At 65.5% G+C, this 16,814-nt stretch carries 14 protein-coding genes and 1 pseudogene; 8 read left to right on the top strand and 7 right to left on the bottom strand.

Translation table 11 applies throughout. The features are described 5' to 3' along the window. The first annotated feature begins 2 nt into the window (after positions 1–2). Both AAF481_16725 and AAF481_16720 read left to right on the top strand, forming a co-directional pair. A complete protein-coding gene (locus AAF481_16725) occupies positions 3–551 on the top strand; it encodes a DUF4920 domain-containing protein (protein ID MEM7482819.1) in 549 nt (182 codons plus the stop codon). Beyond that, complete coding sequence (locus AAF481_16720; GenBank protein ID MEM7482818.1) at positions 552–1,097, top strand: NUDIX hydrolase; 546 nt, start codon at positions 552–554, stop codon at positions 1,095–1,097. Positions 1,098–1,259: 162 nt separating this feature from the next. Here AAF481_16720 and AAF481_16715 read toward each other — a convergent pair whose 3' ends face one another. After that, the gene (locus tag AAF481_16715; protein MEM7482817.1) at positions 1,260–1,877 is read right to left on the bottom strand and encodes a hypothetical protein; all 618 of its coding nucleotides are present in this window, start codon (positions 1,875–1,877) and stop codon (positions 1,260–1,262) included. Between the two features lie 8 nt (positions 1,878–1,885). Beyond that, positions 1,886–2,449 carry a polymer-forming cytoskeletal protein gene (locus tag AAF481_16710; GenBank protein MEM7482816.1) on the bottom strand — a complete coding sequence of 188 codons (564 nt, stop codon included), beginning with the start codon at positions 2,447–2,449 and terminating at the stop codon, positions 1,886–1,888. 174 nt (positions 2,450–2,623) lie between these two features. Here AAF481_16710 and AAF481_16705 point away from each other — a divergent pair, with 174 nt between their 5' ends. From AAF481_16705 to AAF481_16695, 3 genes are all read left to right on the top strand, one after another. Further along, entirely contained in the window at positions 2,624–3,394 is a 771-nt protein-coding gene (locus AAF481_16705; protein MEM7482815.1) for an MBL fold metallo-hydrolase, read from the top strand. After that, positions 3,366–4,703, top strand: a complete 1,338-nt coding sequence (gene aroA, locus AAF481_16700; protein MEM7482814.1) for a 3-phosphoshikimate 1-carboxyvinyltransferase — start codon at positions 3,366–3,368, stop codon at positions 4,701–4,703. The genes AAF481_16705 and aroA overlap by 29 nt, the downstream gene beginning before the upstream one ends. 368 nt (positions 4,704–5,071) lie before the next feature. Next, positions 5,072–8,194, top strand: coding sequence for a sigma 54-interacting transcriptional regulator (locus AAF481_16695; protein ID MEM7482813.1), 3,123 nt, complete (start codon positions 5,072–5,074; stop codon positions 8,192–8,194). Positions 8,195–8,206: 12 nt separating this feature from the next. Here AAF481_16695 and AAF481_16690 read toward each other — a convergent pair whose 3' ends face one another. Next, positions 8,207–8,683: a GAF domain-containing protein gene (locus AAF481_16690; GenBank protein MEM7482812.1), complete on the bottom strand. Its 477-nt coding sequence runs from the start codon at positions 8,681–8,683 to the stop codon at positions 8,207–8,209. A 253-nt stretch (positions 8,684–8,936) separates the two neighbouring features. Here AAF481_16690 and AAF481_16685 point away from each other — a divergent pair, with 253 nt between their 5' ends. Then, positions 8,937–9,446 (top strand): redoxin domain-containing protein, encoded by a 510-nt coding sequence (locus AAF481_16685; protein ID MEM7482811.1) that lies wholly within the window; start codon positions 8,937–8,939, stop codon positions 9,444–9,446. A gap of 173 nt (positions 9,447–9,619) precedes the next feature. Then, positions 9,620–10,312 carry a helix-turn-helix domain-containing protein gene (locus tag AAF481_16680; GenBank protein MEM7482810.1) on the top strand — a complete coding sequence of 231 codons (693 nt, stop codon included), beginning with the start codon at positions 9,620–9,622 and terminating at the stop codon, positions 10,310–10,312. Positions 10,313–10,431: 119 nt separating this feature from the next. Here AAF481_16680 and thiL read toward each other — a convergent pair whose 3' ends face one another. From thiL to AAF481_16660, 4 genes and pseudogenes are all read right to left on the bottom strand, one after another. Continuing rightward, entirely contained in the window at positions 10,432–11,439 is a 1,008-nt protein-coding gene (gene thiL, locus AAF481_16675; protein MEM7482809.1) for a thiamine-phosphate kinase, read from the bottom strand. Positions 11,440–11,449: 10 nt separating this feature from the next. Beyond that, positions 11,450–13,984, bottom strand: a complete 2,535-nt coding sequence (gene lon / locus AAF481_16670; GenBank protein ID MEM7482808.1) for an endopeptidase La — start codon at positions 13,982–13,984, stop codon at positions 11,450–11,452. Positions 13,985–14,017: 33 nt separating this feature from the next. After that, entirely contained in the window at positions 14,018–14,488 is a 471-nt protein-coding gene (nrdR, locus tag AAF481_16665; GenBank protein MEM7482807.1) for a transcriptional regulator NrdR, read from the bottom strand. A 694-nt stretch (positions 14,489–15,182) separates the two neighbouring features. Continuing rightward, positions 15,183–15,761, bottom strand: a pseudogene (locus AAF481_16660) (GTPase domain-containing protein). 612 nt (positions 15,762–16,373) lie between these two features. On the opposite strand from AAF481_16660, the gene AAF481_16655 reads away from it, so the two are divergent. Next, positions 16,374–16,814, top strand: a 441-nt coding sequence (locus tag AAF481_16655) for a hypothetical protein (GenBank protein MEM7482806.1), incomplete at its 3' end; no start/stop codon positions are given.

Raw genomic sequence — 16,814 nt, 5'->3', positions numbered from 1 at the left:
CGATGCAGGGAAGAAATGAGTGGACCGGGACGCCAGTTCGGTGGGCATGGGCCGCAGGACTGTTGATCAGTCTGTTGACCGCTGGTGCGGCGTGGGCGGATCTCTACGGCGAGCCCCTGCGGGAAGCGGAAGAGACGTCCATCGAGAAGATCCTGGCGGATCCGGAGGCCTGGGACGGCAAGCGCGTGCGGGTGTCCGGCGAGGTAGGGCAGGTGTGCCCGATGCAGGGCTGCTGGATGGAGATCGAAGAGGCCGGCGGCGAAAGCCGCATCCGGGTCAAGGTCGAGGATGGGGTGATCGTCTTTCCGGAGAGCGCCATCGGTCGGCAGGCGGTGGCCGAAGGGGTGGTGCAGTTGCTCCCGATGAAGCGCGACGCCTACGTGCGCTGGCTGCGTCACCTGGCTGCCGAGAAGGGTGAGACCTTCGATGACTCCGCCGTCGGTGAAGGTCCATTCCGGTTGATTCAGATCCTCGGTGAGGGTGCCGAGATCGCCGGAGACTCCACCGCAGAGGAGTCCGCAACGGCCGCCACCTCGGCCGAGACTCGCTGAGTGACCGATTCCGTGAAGGGCGACGGTCGACGCCTTTCGAGTCGCACCATCTTCGAAGGCCGGGTGATCGATGTGGCGGTCGATCGGGTACTTCTACCGAACGGCCGCCAGCACGAATTCGAGATGATCCGTCACCTCGGTGCGGCGGCGGTGGTGCCGGTGATCGAAGATCGGGTGCTCCTCATCCGCCAGTATCGCTATGCCTCCGGCGGTTGGCTGGACGAGATCCCCGGCGGCAAGCTCGACGGTGACGATCCGGAAACCTGTGCCCGCCGCGAACTGGTGGAGGAGATCGGCTACCGACCCGGCGAACTGATCTCCCTCGGCTGGATCTGGACTACGCCGGGCTTCACCGACGAAAAGATCCACCTCTACCTGGGGCAGAACCTGGAACCCGCTGAGCAGGCGCTCGAAGCGCACGAAGTGATCGAAGTGGTGCCCGTTCCCTTGGCGGAGGCGGTGCGGCGGGCCGCCCGCGGAGACATCACCGACTCCAAGACCGTCTGCGGCCTGCTGCGAGCGGCATCGGTGTTGGCCAACTCCTGAACATCCGCTTCGCCGATTGTTGCAGGAGCCTGCCAACTTGTTTCTTCTGGAGGGCTTAGGCGCCCCCCCTGGCCGAAAAATGACTCTTTCGGGCTCACCCCTATCCCGGCGGCTCACTCGCCCTTCGGGCTCGGAGTGAGTTGGGCCGCACGCTCCAAGTTCTCACTCCTGCCGGATCATCACGTATTCCTGGTACCCGTGGCGCAGCAGGAACGAGCGATCCACCTTGAAGCGTGGAGCGAGGGCGGCCAGCTCGGCCGGCGGCAGGCGCGGCGCCGGTCGTCGGGCGCGGCTGCGCAGCCGATACTCGAGAGCCGCCGGTTCCCGCAGCACGAAGGTGGTCGGCTCGTTGGGCATCTGCGAGTGGGAGGCCACCATAGTGAACAGGCGAGTGCCCGCTGCACTGCCGGCGGACAGGTGGGCGAGCAACGCCTTGAGCGCCTCGCGCGGCAGGTAGCTCGGCAGGTCCCAGGCGAGGATGAGGTCCGGCGGATCCGGTAGCGGCAGGAGGTCAGCGATGCGTTCCTTCGACAGGTGCCGTTCCTCTGCCTGCACCGACCGATAGAGATCCGCCACTTGCACCCGGCAGGAGAACCGGCTCGAAAAGAAATCGAGGTTGTCGCCGAGGGCCGGCCCCAGATCCACGATCCGGAGCCGGTCCCTGGTCGGCAATTCGTCGAGCAGGGTTTCCAGGCCCGGCGAGGGATGGACCTCCGGTTCCGGCTCGGCCTGATCCATCGCTGAGGGCGGTTCCGGCTGGCGGCGGCGGAACCAGCGCATAGCGGGAATTAGCGGCCCGCGCCGGCGTTCTTGGACCTCTGGCCGGAGCCGCCTCCGGCGGTGCTCTCCTTGCCGCCGCTCGGGGCTTCCGGCCGTGGGGCGGAACCGGATCCCTTGGCCGAGTCCGATGGGGCGGGGGCAGAGGCGCCCGCGGCGGCCTTGGCCTTGGCCTTGGGCTCCATATCGATGGAGCCCTTGAACTGGGCGCCGTCTTCGAGGCTCACCCGTGGCGCGGTGATGTTGCCCCGTACGTTGCCGGAGCGGCTGACCACCACCTGTTCGCGAGAGGTGAGATTGCCCTGCACCTGACCCTCGACGCGGATGGTGCGTCCCAGGATGTCGGCCTTGACGCGGCCTTGCTCACCCACCACCACGTGATGTTCCGGCAGGGAGATCTTGCCCTCGACGCGGCCCTCGACGCGCAGGTCTTCGCCGCCGGAAAGTTCACCCTGAATGCGAATGGAGGGGCCGATGACGGCAGCGGCGGCACCGCCGCTCCGGGAATCCGACCGGCTCGCCGGCGTCGCGGCGGACTGGGCGTTGGGTTGCATATCGTCTTCTTTCTTCCACATGGGATGGCTCTCCTAAGGTGGTTTATTCCATTGAAAATAGAGAATGAGTTCGGAGGGGTCAAGGGGGTATCGGTATCCATGGGCAGCGATGCACTCCGGCGGCGGCCCGATGCGCTAGAGGCGGTGGTCGGTGTAGTGGCTTTGGCCGGCACATCTACCGTTACACTCGGCGCCATGAGTTTGCGCGCCACCCTGGTCGGCACTGGCACGTCCACCGGCGTTCCGGTGATCGGTTGCCGTTGCGAGGTTTGCACCTCGCCGGATCCGAGGAATCGCCGTCTGCGCACCAGCCTCTCCCTCGAACGGGCGGACGGCCGGCGCCTGTGGATCGACACCACGCCGGATTTTCGGCAGCAGGCCCTCGGCCAGGGAGTGGACCGGCTGGACGCGGTGCTCTTTACCCACGCTCACGCGGATCACATCTACGGCCTGGACGATCTGCGGGCCGTCAACTTCCGGCAGAAATCTTCCATTCCCTGCTATGGTGCTCGCCGTACTCTCGAGACGCTCCGCGCCTACTTCGCCTACATCTTCGAACCCGGGCAGGAGGGCGGCGGCAAACCGCAGATCGATTTGCGGCAAATCGACGGTCCCTTCGAGGTGATCGGGCTGTCGGTGATCCCGGTGCCGGTGCGTCACGGCAGCTGGGAGGTGCTGGGCTTCCGCTTCGGCGACTTCGCCTACGTCACCGACTGCAACTTCATCCCAGAAGCGAGTTTCGATCTGTTGGCCGGGGTTGAGGTGCTGGTGCTCGGGGCGCTCCGCCACCGCCCCCATTCCACCCACTTCACCCTCGAGGAGGGACTGGCTGTGGCCCGGCGATTGGCGGTGCGGCGCGTTTTTTTTACCCATCTCTCACACGAGATCGATCACGCGGCGGTCGAGCGATCGATGCCGCCGGAGGCTTCCCTAGGCTATGACGGACTCGTTCTCACGGTGGGTTGATCCCGCGGCGGTGGGTCTCGCCGGGGCCGTCCCGGCGGGCCGGCCGGTCAGAGGCCGGGTCACGCCGCCGTCGTCCAAGAGCTTGACCCATCGGTGCTTCAACCTCGCCCTGTTGGCCGGGCGGCCGTTGACCGTCGAGTGTCCTCTCGACGCCGAGGACACCCGCCTGTTTCGCGGCGTCCTCGAAGCGATGGGGTGGGGCGTAGTCAGCAGCGGCGAGACGGTGCGCTTGGATCCGCCCCCGGCGCGCAATCCAGATTCGACGGAGCAGAAAACCGTCGTCGACATCCAATGCGGCAACGCCGGCACCATGTTTCGCTTCCTGCTGGCGAGCCTGTGTACGGTTCCCGGCCGCTGGCGGGTGGACGGGGTGCCCCGTCTGAGGGAGCGTCCGGTCGGGCCCCTGACCCGAGCGTTGGGGCAGCTCAAAGCTAGGGTGGAGGGCGGCGACTACGCTCCCTTGACGGTCCACGGCGGTACCTTTGAGGGCGGGGCTGCGCGCCTCGACGCCGGAGCCTCCAGCCAGTATCTCTCGGCGCTGCTGATGGCGGGGCAGCGCGGGCGGAGACCAACGATTCTCGACGTGCCGGCGCTCACCTCGGAGCCCTATGTAGACCTGACCCTCCAGGCGCTCGATCTCTTCGGTGGGCGGGTGGAGCGGCCGGCGGAGGACCGCTTCGTGGTGCATCCCACCACTCTACGGCCGCCGGATCGCGTGCGGGTGGAGGGGGACTACTCCGCCGCCGCCTATCCCGCGGCGGCGGCGGTTCTCACCGGCGGTGAGGTGACCCTCGAAGGCCTGACCCGGACGAGCCGACAGGGCGATCGGGGATTTCTGGCACTGCTCGAACGCATGGGCGGAGACATCCGCTGGCGGGGCGACGCGGTACGGGTGCGCGGCACCGGCCGCCTGCGGGCGGTGGAAGCAGACCTCTCGTCGATGCCCGACCAGGTTCCCACCCTCGCCGCCCTGGCGCCTTTCGCCCGAGGGATTACGCGCATCACCAACGTTCCTCACCTGCGGATCAAGGAAAGCGATCGGTTGGCGGCTATGGCGTCGGAGCTCGCTCGCGTCGGTGCGCAGGCGGAGGAACTGGCCGATGGGCTGGTGATTCCGGGGGTATGGGCTGAGGCTGCTCCACCAGAGGAGCCCGTGACCACTCACTCCCACGACGATCATCGCATCGCCATGAGTTTGGCTCTCATCGGCCTGCTGCGGCCAGGCGTGACGGTGGGGGAACCCTCGGCGGTTTGCAAGTCCTATCCGGCCTTCTGGCGAGATCTTTCGGCCCTCCTCCAAACCGGCTAGCAGGGAAGCTGAAGTAGGCCTGCGGCCTCTGATTTCAGCTTCCCTGCTAGCTTTTCCTTTCAGGGGGCTAGGCGCCCGCACGCGGTCCGCCCCTCACCCGAAAACGCCAGTGTTTTCCGGCTCACCCCTACGCGGGCCGCCCGTCCTCGGCGCCTGCGGCGCCGCCGAGCCCTGTGGGCTCGGTCGCAGGGTGCTGCCGAGTTTCTCAGCACCCTGCCAACCCCCTTTCGAAGGCCTTTTCTTGCCCTGTCTCGCCGGGGGCGCGGCGCGGGCGGTCGTTCGTGCTATTGTTTTTTTCTCATAGCAATCAAGAGAACAAAGACTTCTGCGACTGCCGGGCAATCGACTGAAGACGGGGTGATTCGGCCTTGGGGAATCTGCAATTCAGTGCATCGGAGCCGGCTGGTGAAAATGCTCTGCCGGTCGCCGAAGCCGCCCGCCGATTGACCGACCGGCAGCGGCTGGCGGTCTTGCTCGAAGGGGCCGCCACCCTGTCCCTGGCGCACCAGGCGGGCCGGCGACTGGTCGGCGGTTGGTCCAGAGCGAAGGTCGACCCGTCCGGTCGCCTGCGGGGTCTGGAACTGGTGCCGGGGCCGGCGACCCGCCTACCGCAGGATCTGCTCCGGCTGCTGGCGGCGCGCCTCTTCGGTGGGTCGGCGATCGCCGGCCGGGGCCAATCCCGACGCGTCGTTCGGCGGGCGATGGACATTTGGAACCAAGGGCTGGTACCGATCGATGCCAACCGCGCCGTCGAGATTCTGCTGGACCTCGCTCCTTTCTTGTGGACGGCGGCCTTTGCGGGCGCGCGCGCCGCCTTGGTGGCTCGGGTGGTCCATGAGCAGGAGGAGGTGCTGCTCGCCGGTCCGGTCGCCTGGCGCCGGCGGTGTCGAGAGCGGGCTAGCGATTTCAGCGAGATGGTCGATCTCCTCCGCAGCCGCCGGGTGATTGATCTGTGGCGGGGCCCGTCCAAAGGCGATGTCTTCGAGTTGGCCGAGGAAGACCTCCGCCGTGGGCGCTTCGAACGGGCTCTCGGCGCGATCCGCTCGCGGGAGGACGTTCCGGCTTTGCGGATTCGGCTGCTGTGCCAATACGGTCTGGGCGATTTCCGGGCGGCGCGGCGCACCCTCGGCTACCTGGTGCGCGGTGATCTCGATGCCTCGACGACGGTGGCCGCGGCGGAGGTGGCGGTGCGGGTGATGATGGGCCTCGGCCAACCTGAAGGAGCTCGCGACTGGGTGGCCCGGGCCCTAGCCTCCGGCCGCTCGGCGCCGCCGGTGCTGCGGGCTCGTTCGCGGTTGTTGCCGGCGGTGGCGGCCTGGGACCAGGGCCGCTGGCAAGAGATGGCCGAGCCCCTGGAGAAGGCTCAACGACTGCGCGACGATCCCAGCGAAGGCTGGCGTTGGTTGCGGGTCGCGGCGCTGGCGGAACGCTTCTCCCGCCGCTCGGCGGACTACTTGGAAGAGGCCCTAGGGACCGCACGCCGTTGCCTCAGCACCTTCGACGCCGCCGGCCTGTGGAATGACCTGGGGGTGGCCCGCGGCGGCACCGGTGACCTGGCCGGGGCGGAGCGGGCGTTCCTGCATGCGGTTCGCCTCTATCGACAGTGCGACGGTCCCCGGGCTACCACTCTCGGTTTGTTGAATCTGTCGGAGATCCGTCTCCGCCGCGGCCGCCTCGGCGGAGTGGCCGAAGTGGTGGAGCGCTCCCTGGGCGAGAACCGGCGCTCCGGAAACCTGCGGGGACTGGCCTACGATCGCAGCCTAGAAGCGCGCCTGGAACTGGCCCGCGGTCGGCCGCTGGCCGCCCTGCAGAGTTGCGAGGAGGGGTGTCGTCAGCTCGAGCAGGCAGGCCTCGAAGGCCATGCGGGCACCCTGCATTTGTTGGGTGCTCGAGCCCTCGGCTGGCTGGACCGGCCCGACGAGGCGCGCGAAGCGTTGGTTCGGGTATCCGCCGGAACCTTCGACGAAATCGAGCCGGAGGAGCGTCCTGCCGTGTGGGCCCTCGCCGGTGACCGCGAGGCGGCGCTCCTGGCGGTCGATGAGGATGAGACCGGCGGTCGCCTGTGGACGTTTCTCCTCACTGGACAGGCGGTGCCGCGGGAGGAGTGGCGGGTGTTCGAGGAGGTCGAGCCCTTTCGCGCCGCGCGCTGGGTGTTCGATCTGGAGATTCTCTTTCCCCATCAAGTGCCAACCCGTTGGCGAAGGCAGGCTCTACGGGTTCTGCGCCGGGGTGGGGCGGGCATGCTGGCAGACCGTATCGAGCGGCGCGAGGCCGGTCCCTGGAAGGCTCTCGAAGAGTTCTTGCAGGGCGGCGGCACGGCGTGGTCCGAAATGTTCGAAGCGATGGGATACCCGGAAGCCCGTGTGGTGTGGACCGGCGGGTCGGACCTTCAGGTGTTGGTGGACGGCGAAGGTGGCCCGGTCGGCCAAACAGCGCCGCACGAAGGGGGCGAAATCGGCCTGTGGGCGAAGTCTCAGGATGCGGTGCTCGAAGCCCTGTTTGCGCTGCTGCGGGACCGGGTAACCCTCACCGCGTCCGCGCCGTCGGCGGCAGCGCGTTCCCGCGGTGCCGGGCACGTCTCGGCGGAGAACAACGGCGAGATCTTGGGAAGCAGCCACGCTCTGCGCCAAGCGCTCGCCCGCCTCGATCGCTTGGCGCCGGAGCCGCTGCCGATTTTGCTGCGCGGTGAGAGCGGTACCGGCAAGGAGCTTTTTGCCCGTCGCGTTCACCGCCTGAGCCCGCGCCGCGGTGGTCCCTTTGTGGCGATCAATTGCGCGGCGCTGTCCGGCTCGTTGCTGCTGTCGGATTTGTTTGGGCACGTGCGAGGCGCCTTCACCGGTGCCGACCGGGATCGCAGCGGTGTTTTCGAAGCGGCCCGTGGCGGAACGGTGTTGCTCGATGAGATCGGCGACCTGCCGGCGGAAGCTCAGGGGATGCTGTTACGGGTACTACAGGAAGGCGAAGTGCGGCGGGTCGGTGAGTCGTTGAGCCGGGCGGTGGATGTCCGGGTCGTGGCCGCGAGCCACCGGGACCTGGCCGAACTTGCCGAGGCCGGCGACTTTCGCAGCGATCTCTACTACCGATTGAAAGGGGCGCTGATCGTTCTGCCGCCGCTCGCCGCTCGCGGTGAGGACGTGCTCGTTCTGGCGCGGGCGATTCTCGACCGGCGGGGCGGCGGAACGCTCTCCGCCGAGGCGAAGAAGCGGCTGCGCGGCTATTCCTGGCCGGGCAACGTGCGTGAACTCGAGAACACCCTGCAAACCGCTGCCGCCCTGGCCGGTGCCGGTGTCATCGAACCGGAGCATCTGGAACTGCCGGAAGCTCCCCGGGGACCGATCTCCGATTATCACCGGGAGATCGAAGCACTGCGGCGGAAGATCGTCTCCGAGGCGCTCGAACGCAGCGCCGGCAACCAGTCCGCCGCAGCGCGTGAATTGGGCGTTACCCGCCAGGCGATGTCCTACCTGGTCAAGAAGCTCAAACTTCGGTAATCCAAGCCGGTTCTACGGCAAGCGTCTCTCGAGAGCCGCGACGATGCGCTCGAGACCGGCCTGATCCTCCTCGTCGAAGGCCGCAGGCTGGTGCGAGTCAATGTCGAGTACTGCAATCAGCTTTCCCTCCCGGGAGTGCACCGGCAGAACGATTTCCGAGCGGGTCTCAGCATCGCAGGCGATGTGGCCGGGAAAGGCATGGACATCTTCGACCCGTTGCGTTCGGCCCTCTCGGGCAGCAGCGCCGCACACCCCTCGGTCGAAGGCAATCTCCAGGCAACCCACGGGGCCTTGGTAGGGGCCGATGCGAAGCAAGTCCGGTGCGACGACGCGATAAAACCCTGTCCAACTGGCCTGAGGAATATGGCGGTGGAGAATGCACGCCGCCGTGGCCATCACGGCGATCGGATCCTCGATGTCCCTTAGCACGGCGGCCAGCTCTTGCTGAGCCGCTCGGTATCGATCGGACTTGGTGGCGGCGCTTTCCATCTTCCTATCGTAGCGTGATCGTCGGCGTTTCGGGGCACGATCATCGTCTTCGATGCGGTCCGAAAGTGTTTTTCTGGCGCCGCCTCGATCCGATGACGATGAGCGCAATTTGGGTTCCCAACTCCGATTGAGATAAACTCATCGATTGAGGGTATTGTCCCTCTCGCGACGATTCGTCGCGATCCGTTTCCCCACCCGAATTCCTCGTTCAGAGCAAGTTTCGTCATGGACAGTTCCTCTGGAGACACGATCTATGTCCAATTCAGCAGCGCCCGGCGCCTCCGGTGCCGTTGAAGTCGGGCAGGCGGCCCCCGCCTTCTCGCTCGTTCACCAACCCGGCCAGGATCCGATTCAATTGTCGGACTATGCCGGTGAGCAGAACGTCGTTCTGCTGTTTTTCCCCCTCGCCTGGAGCTCAGTATGCACCGAAGAGCTGTGCTCGATCCGCGAAAACTACAGCCGCTACGGTGCCCTCGATGCGGAGATTCTCGGCATCAGCGTCGACAGTCCCTTTGCACTGCAGGCCTGGTCGAAAGAGGAGTCCTTTCCTTTCCCACTGCTCTCGGATTTCAATAAAGAGGTTTCCGGTCGCTACGGCGCTCTCTATGACGAGTTCTTTGGCATGCAGGGAGTTTCGAAGCGGGCGGCCTTCGTGGTGGATAAGCAAGGCATTGTCCGCTACGCGGAGGTGCTTGAGAATGCCGGAGAACAGCCGAATTTCAAGGCGATTGCGGAAATTCTGGCGGATTCCGAGGGTAGCTGAAGACAGCGCGAGTAGTATTCGATGGGGTCGATCTACTGACTAAAGATTGCAGATCGCATTGACAGGTACGGTGCGTGAAATGATAATGAGCAAGGGCGCGAGTTATTCTGATCATGAAACGCCCTTCGAAGGAATGAATTCTTAGAAGAGAACCCTAGAAGAGGAGGCGGCTCATGGCCAATGCCAAACTGTTGACTTTGTCCGAAGTGTCGAGGCGGGCAAACATTTCGATGCCGACGTTGCAGCGCTACAAGAAGGAGTATCAAGACCGTATTCCTTCGCAGGGAGAGGGCCGGAAACAGCGCTATCCCGCCAGCGCGATTGCAGTCTTCCAGCAGATCAAGAAGGAGAATGTGAGCAAGCGCGGTCGGCCTAGCCGACAGGCTTCCTCGTCCGGTGCCAAGGCGAAGGCGAAGGGCGGTCGACGGGCCTCTTCGAGGCGTCAAAGCAAGAAGGCATCGCCGGCGAAAAAGGGGGATTTGCTGACGTTGAAGGAAGTGTCCAAGCGCGTAGGGGTTTCTTACCCGACGGCTTCTCGCTATGCGAAGATCCATCAGGATGAGATTCCTTCCGAGGGAGAGGGTCGGAAGCGCCGGTATCCGGTGAAGGCGGTCGATGTTTTTAAGCGCTTGAAGAAGGAGAATGCCGGTCGGCGCGGTGGCCGGCGGAAGGCCTCTACCGGGCGTTCGGCTGCGCCTGCAGTCCGAACTGTGCGCGGCCGTGGCCGGAAAGCAGGCAAGAGCGAGAGTGACTTGGTGAAGCGCATCCAGGCCTTGGAAAAGTCACAGTCGAGCCTGGAACAGCAAGTGCGGGCGCTCATCAAACAGAATCGAAAGCCTTTGCGGGTAACGATACAGCGCGTTTGATCGACCTCGCTAGTCGCAGTGATTTTGAAAGGCCGCCTGTGCAGGCGGCCTTTTCGTTTGCCAAAGATAAAGAGTTCTTACGTTTCGGATCAAGGGTTTCTATATGAAGGTGTAGCAGCCTATGTTGGAGTTCGCGATCGAAGGTGGTCCCACCCTTGGATCGGCAGCGGGACCCTACGTCTCCGCTCGCTGCGCCAGATGCCCTTTTCTTTGACGATCTTTCCGATCCGTCGACAGCCCGTGCCGTCCGGGGCGGAGACCCTCTCGCCCGAGGGCAGGGTGAACAAGAGTACGTAGTCTTCGCCGCCGCCGAGAGCGAGATCTCCGAGGTCGGCGTCGAGGGCAGCCGCCAGTTCTTTCGTTTGGGGGGCAAAAGGTAACGGAGCATCGATCACCGCTCCAACCCCACTTTCGCGACATAGGCGGTCGAGATCGAGGGTCAAACCGTCGGAAACATCCATCGCGGCACCTTGCCGGTGAGCGGTTGCCAGGGCTTGACCGAGGGGAATCTGTGGTTTCGGTTCCAAATGCCGGCGAACGGCTCGACGAGCGGTCTTGGCGAGGTGAGGGGAGATGCCCGGCGGTAGGTCGATCCGGGAGCCCCGGCGCCGGGCTCCTCGGGCGACCAGCCGGCAACCGAGGGCGGACTCTCCGAGGCTGCCGCCCACCCACAGGGCGTGGCCCGGCCGGGCCGCTCCGCGCCGCAGCCAGCGACCGTCGGGTGCCTGTTCGCCGACCACCGTCAGGGTGGCGACCACCCTCTCCGGGGAGTGGGCGAGATCGCCGCCGCTGAGGATGAGCTGGTGAGTGTCGCAGGCGGCGAGGAGGCCTTCGAAGAAGCTTCGGCGATCAAACCCTTCCGGACTGGACAGGGCGGCGAAGGCGTGGCGCGGTACCGCGCCCATCGCCGCCAGATCGGACAAGTTGACGGCGACCAGCCGGCGCCCGATCTGGCGCGGATCGAGATCTTCCGGAAAGTGGACGCCGCCGATCTGACTGTCAACGCTGACGGCTGTTTCGCCCGCCGCCGGCAGGATCGCGGCGTCGTCACCGGGACGCATGGGATCCCCGGGATCCCCTCCGCCACGACGCCGCAGCCACCGTAGAAGGCGGTCTTCTTCGTTCACGCCGGCGAGGTCACCGGGTGGAGGCTCCGAGGCCGGCGGGTGTGCGCGCCTCGGAGGTCGCTTTCTTGGAGGTGGCCGTTCGTTTTTTCTTGGTAGAGCGTTTCGCTTTGCGGGCAGGGGCGCGGAGGAGGACGAGGTCGAGCACCTGGTCGACGGTTTCGACGAATCGGAACTCGATGCCCCGCTTGATCGCTTCCGGTACCTCCGGCAGATCGCGTTCGTTGAGCTTTGGCAGGGCAATGGAGGTGACCCCAGCCAGCTTGGCGGCCATTACCTTCTCTTTCAAGCCGCCGATCGGCAGCACGTCTCCCCGCAAAGTGATCTCCCCGGTCATGGCGATGCGGCGATCCACCGGGCGGCCGACCAGTACCGAAACCACCGCCGCCGCGATGGTGATGCCGGCGGACGGTCCGTCCTTTGGGATGGAGCCGGCCGGAGCGTGGATGTGGATGTCGTGGGTCGCGAAGAAGTCATCCGCCGCAGCCGGGTGGTGGGCGGCATAGGAGCGGGCGTAGGAAACCGCCGCTTGGGCGGACTCCTGCATCACCTCGCCGAGCTGACCGGTGAGAACGATCTTGCCCTTGCCGGGCACCGCCACCGCCTCGATGAACATCAGATCGCCGCCGGCGGCGGTCCAGGCCAGGCCGGTGGAAACGCCGATACGGTCGTCCCGCAGCAGTTCCTCGCTGTGGTGGCTGGGCGGCCCGAGAAGGCGCGCCACGTCCTCCGAGCCGAGGGAACGAGGCTCTTCCAACTCGCGCCCCTCCTCGCGCCCGCGGGCCACTTCGACGGCCACCTTGCGGCAGAGGCCGCCAATCGATCGTTCGAGATTGCGCAGTCCCGCTTCGCGGGTGTAGTCGCTGATGATGCGGACGATGCCCGGCTCGGTGATCTCCATCTGTTCGGGACTCAGGCCGTGCTCGGCGATTTGTTTTGGCACCAGGTGCCGGCGGGCAATCTCGAGTTTCTCGGCGGCGGTGTAGCCGGAGAGGCGCAGCACCTCCATGCGGTCCAGGAAGGCCGGCTGGATCGGGTCGAGGAGGTTGGCTGTGGCGATGAACAGCACCTTGGACAGGTCGTAGGGCATCCCCAGGTAGTGGTCGACGAAGGTCGAGTTCTGTTCCGGATCGAGCACCTCGAGGAGCGCAGAGGAGGGATCGCCGCGGTAGTCGGCGCCCACTTTGTCGATCTCGTCGAGCATGAACACCGGGTTGCCGGTGTCCGCCTGCCGCAGCCCCTGCAGAATGCGGCCAGGCAGAGCCCCTACGTAGGTACGACGGTGTCCGCGGATCTCCGCCTCGTCCCGCACCCCGCCGAGGGAGATGCGCACGAATTCGCGATCGAGGGCGCGGGCGATAGAGCGGCCGAGGGAAGTCTTGCCGACTCCCGGCGGGCCGACGAAGCACAGCAGCGGCCCCCGCGCGTCGGCCTTGAGCTTGCGCACGGCGAGGTACTCGAGAATTCGCTCCTTGATCTTTTCGAGGCCGAAATGGTCTTCGTCGAGCACCTTCTGGGCGGCGCCGAGGTCGAGGCGGTCGGTGCTGGTCTTGTTCCATGGCAGCGCCGTCATCCAGTCTAGATAGGTGCGGATGATCGAGGTCTCGGCGCTCTCCGGATGGCTCCGCTCGAGGCGCCGGATCTGCCGCTCGAGTTCCTCCAGGGCGCTGTCCGGCAGTTCCTTCTCCCGCGCCGCCTCGCGGTAGGCCCGGATCTCGGCGGTCAGCTCGTCGCCTTCGCCGAGTTCGTCTTGGATCGCCTTCAACTGCTGGCGCAGGTAGTACTCCCGCTGGCTGCGGTCCATCTCGCCGCGCGCCTGGTTGGAGATCTCGTGCTGCATGGTCAGGAGCTGGATCTCCCGCGCCAGCAGGGCCCCCACCCGCCGCAAGCGCTCCGCCGGGTCGAAGGTCTCCAGAATCTCCTGCGCTTCGCCGAGCTTCAACTCCAGATTGCTCGCCGCCAGGTCGCTCAGACGGCCCGGCTGTTCGAGGTTGGCGGCGATCACCATCACTTCCGGCGAGATGCTCTTGCCCAGTCCCGAGGCGCGGTCCAGGTCGTCTTTGACGCTGCGCACCAGGGCGGCAATCTCCAGTTCGCCGTGCTCCGAGTCCTCCGAGGAGTCGTCGGCTTCCGCTTCCTGGTCTATGGCCCCTGCCTCGGGGCCGGCGGGTTCTGGGATCGGCGTGATGCGCGCCTGGAAGTAGGGAGCCGTCTGGCCGATGTGCTCGATACGGGCACGGGAATGGCCCTGCACCAGAATGCGGATGCGGCCGTCCGGTAGCTTGAGCATGCGCATGATCACCGCCACGGTGCCGACGGCGTGGAGGTCTTCCGAAGTCGGCTCGTCGTCGCCGGCCGTTTCATCGGCCGCGCGCTGGGCGACCAGCATGATCAGCCGGTCTTCGGCCAGAGCGCGATCCACCGCCAGCACGCTCGGATCCTGACTGATCGAGAGCGGAACGATGATGTACGGGAAGACCACCGTGTCCTTGAGCGGCAGGACCGGCAGGACATCCGGAATTTTTAGGACTTCGGGTTCTTGGGCCATCGTGTCTCCGGCGCTCCGGTGGGTGCGGGCGCGCTATGCCTTCCGGCTCTCCGGGGCTCCAACCAATCCTTTCAAGATCTCTTTGAAGCCTTCGACATCCTCGAACCGCCGATAGACCGAGGCGAAACGTACGTAGGCCACTTGGTCGAGACCCTTCAAGCCTTCCATTACAAAGGAGCCGAGATCCTGGGTGGAAATCTCCCGGTCTTCCTGCTGGTGCAGCAGGGACTCCACCTCGTCGGCGATGTTTTCCAACCGGCGGGAGGGGACCGGCCGCTTCTCGCACGCCTTGAACATGCCCGCCATCAGCTTCTTGCGGCTGAACTCTTCGCGGGTGCCGTCCGATTTGACCACCATGTACGGAATGTCCTCGATCTGCTCGTAGGAGGTAAACCGCCGAGCACACTCCAGGCACTCCCGGCGCCGGCGAATCGTGGCGCCGTCGTCGCGTTCGCGGGAATCCACCACCCGATCGCGGTTGGAAGAGCAGAATGGACACTTCATGGGAGGAATCTCCGAGGGTTCGTCAGGCGTCGTCCGGGAGGGGCATGTTTCATGCTCCGCGGGGACGATCCTACTCTCGCGCCTGGAGAGCGATCTGAAGTCGGAGAAGGAGCTTTTCTAGCTGGCTGGGATTGTCGAGATCGATCTGCAGGCCCCGCACCGCGTCGACCACCTCGCTGTTCTCGTCCTCGACCTGCATCGAAATCGTCAATCGGCGGACGCGCTCGAAGTCCGCTCGTTGTAGGGTCAAAGCAATGCTGCGGCTCAACTCCCCGAGGCCGTTGCTCGACCGCTCGATGGCGTGCCGCGACGGTCCTCCGCGTCCTGGTGCCGGTGCCGCGGCGGGGGTTCTTTGCTCTTCCCGCCGTGGCAGGGGTTTGGCGCGGCTGGAGGCGAGGGCGGCCTGGCGCAGCGCGTCCAGTTCGCCGAGGACATCGCGCTCGCGGCGCGTTCGGGTTCCCGCAGCGGTGCCCGCGGGAGGTGGGTTCTCGGTCGCTGGCGCGGGTTCGAGCTCTTTGGGATCCTGGTCACTCGCGGGCGCGGGCTTCGAGTCCACCTGGTTCGGCGAGCCTTGAGCGGTCTCCGGCGCCGCGGCCGGTGGCGCGAGAACCTGCGAATCCGGGTGAGAGGCTCCTTGGCGAGGTACCGTTCCTTGCCCGGCGGGAGTCTCCACATCGGCGTCCCGCGCCAAACGCTGACGGAGCGAGAGGAGAGTCAGTTTCGAAATGCCTTTGAGGGTTTCAAATACCCCCTGCCCGTGAACCGCCGACGCTTCGAAGGCCTGCCAGTCCTGGGTGTTGAGGGCGTCGTCCATCTCTTCGACGCTCAGGATGTCTGGCAGGTCGCGCTTATTGTATTGCAGCACCAGCGGAATGGTGTCCACCGACAGGCCCATCTGGGCCAGGTTTTCTTCCAGGTTCTGGAAGGACTCCAGGTTCGCCTGGCGCATGGCGCGCTGCGAGTCTGCCACAAAGACCACCCCGTCCACGCCCTTCAAGACGAGCTTTCGGGTGGTGTTGTAAAACACCTGCCCGGGCACCGTGTAGAGCTGAATGCGGGTGCTGAAGCCGGAAATCTGACCCACATCCAGGGGCAAGAGATCGAAGAAGAGGGTTCGATCGGTCTCCGTTTCGAGGGATACCATCTCCCCTCGGGAGGTGTCCGCGGTGGCGTTGTAGATATGGGTGAGATTGGTGGTTTTCCCGCACAATCCGGGGCCGTAATAGACGACCTTGGCGGCCATCTGCATCGTGCTGTAATTGAAGAAAACCATGAGTGTCGACGGGCTTTTTAGGCGAACAGGAAGCTTAGCACCGGCCTATCAAGGGGTCAAGAAAATCGAAAATCCGTCTTCGGTTGCCCGCTCCCCTTGGCCGGGGTCGATGTCTGGCGTCGGGGTCCCGTTTTGATCCGTCAACGCTGCCTTGGGGTGGACCCGTGCTCTCTCCGATGAGCGCATTCCGCTCTCGTGCGGCTGACGGGGTTGGAAGGAGACCTGGGTCCGCTTTGATCCACCGAGCGAAATGGACACCAGTTTGCCAAAGAGGATCGGTCCGTACCGCCTCGAAAGGCTTCTCGGGCGGGGCGGCATGGGCGAGGTCTGTTTGGCGCACGATCATCGGCTCGATCACCGTGTCGCCATCCAGCACGCGCGCCCAGACTCCGACAATCCTGTCGTTGCCAAGCCCTCGAACCCACGCAATACACATCGATTGCCTTCGGCTTTCGGTGCCGGCGCACCGGTGTCCGTCCTTCTATGGACTCAGCCGGTGACTGTTACGATGGCGCTCTGTGAGACATGATTCGCAGCCCTGGAGTGTGACCGGGGCAGTCTCGGTAACGTAGAGTCTTCGCTCGATTCGAAGAATTTCTGGGAACTTTTGGGATGACGTGGCGAGCACCCATCTGGATTGCGGCGATGGCCCTGGTCTCTGTTGGTGTGACCAACGCTAGCCCTGCGCCGGCGTCCGTCGAGCGCGCCCTGAGCCCGAGTGAGTTCAGCGAGCATCTGGCGGAGCAGGCAGGGGCCGATCATCGGGTGGCTTGGAAAGAGCCAGGAGTCGCCCGGCTCCAGGCGCCGATGCAGGCCTTGGTCGCCGAAGTCGACCGGCTGGGCCTGCACTTGATCTCGGACAGCGAGGACGAGCTCGGTCGGTTACGTTTGCAGCCAAGCCGTGTCGGCCGCGGCACCCAGCGGTATCCCGTGGGTGCGGGCCAGGTCAGCATGCAAGACTCGCTGGTACGGCTGAGTCGACCAGGCCTGGTCGAAGAGTTCAGCACTAGCAGTGAGGGCATCCGCCAGGACTTTCTCCTCCCGGAGCGACTT

The organism is Acidobacteriota bacterium (genome assembly GCA_039030395.1).
Lineage (GTDB): Bacteria > Acidobacteriota > Thermoanaerobaculia > Multivoradales > JBCCEF01 > JBCCEF01.
This window is presented reverse-complemented; position numbering and strand designations above follow the sequence as displayed.

Bases quoted from the DNA above. Each gene is read 5' to 3' on its own strand.
- aroA (MEM7482814.1), top strand. From the start codon at position 3,366: ATGACGGACTCGTTCTCACGGTGGGTTGATCCCGCGGCGGTGGGTCTC.
- AAF481_16710 (MEM7482816.1), bottom strand. From the start codon at position 2,449: ATGTGGAAGAAAGAAGACGATATGCAACCCAACGCCCAGTCCGCCGCG.
- AAF481_16705 (MEM7482815.1), top strand. From the start codon at position 2,624: ATGAGTTTGCGCGCCACCCTGGTCGGCACTGGCACGTCCACCGGCGTT.
- AAF481_16680 (MEM7482810.1), top strand. From the start codon at position 9,620: ATGGCCAATGCCAAACTGTTGACTTTGTCCGAAGTGTCGAGGCGGGCA.
- nrdR (MEM7482807.1), bottom strand. From the start codon at position 14,488: ATGAAGTGTCCATTCTGCTCTTCCAACCGCGATCGGGTGGTGGATTCC.
- AAF481_16685 (MEM7482811.1), top strand. From the start codon at position 8,937: ATGTCCAATTCAGCAGCGCCCGGCGCCTCCGGTGCCGTTGAAGTCGGG.
- AAF481_16715 (MEM7482817.1), bottom strand. From the start codon at position 1,877: ATGCGCTGGTTCCGCCGCCGCCAGCCGGAACCGCCCTCAGCGATGGAT.
- AAF481_16690 (MEM7482812.1), bottom strand. From the start codon at position 8,683: ATGGAAAGCGCCGCCACCAAGTCCGATCGATACCGAGCGGCTCAGCAA.
- lon (MEM7482808.1), bottom strand. From the start codon at position 13,984: ATGGCCCAAGAACCCGAAGTCCTAAAAATTCCGGATGTCCTGCCGGTC.
- AAF481_16725 (MEM7482819.1), top strand. From the start codon at position 3: ATGCAGGGAAGAAATGAGTGGACCGGGACGCCAGTTCGGTGGGCATGG.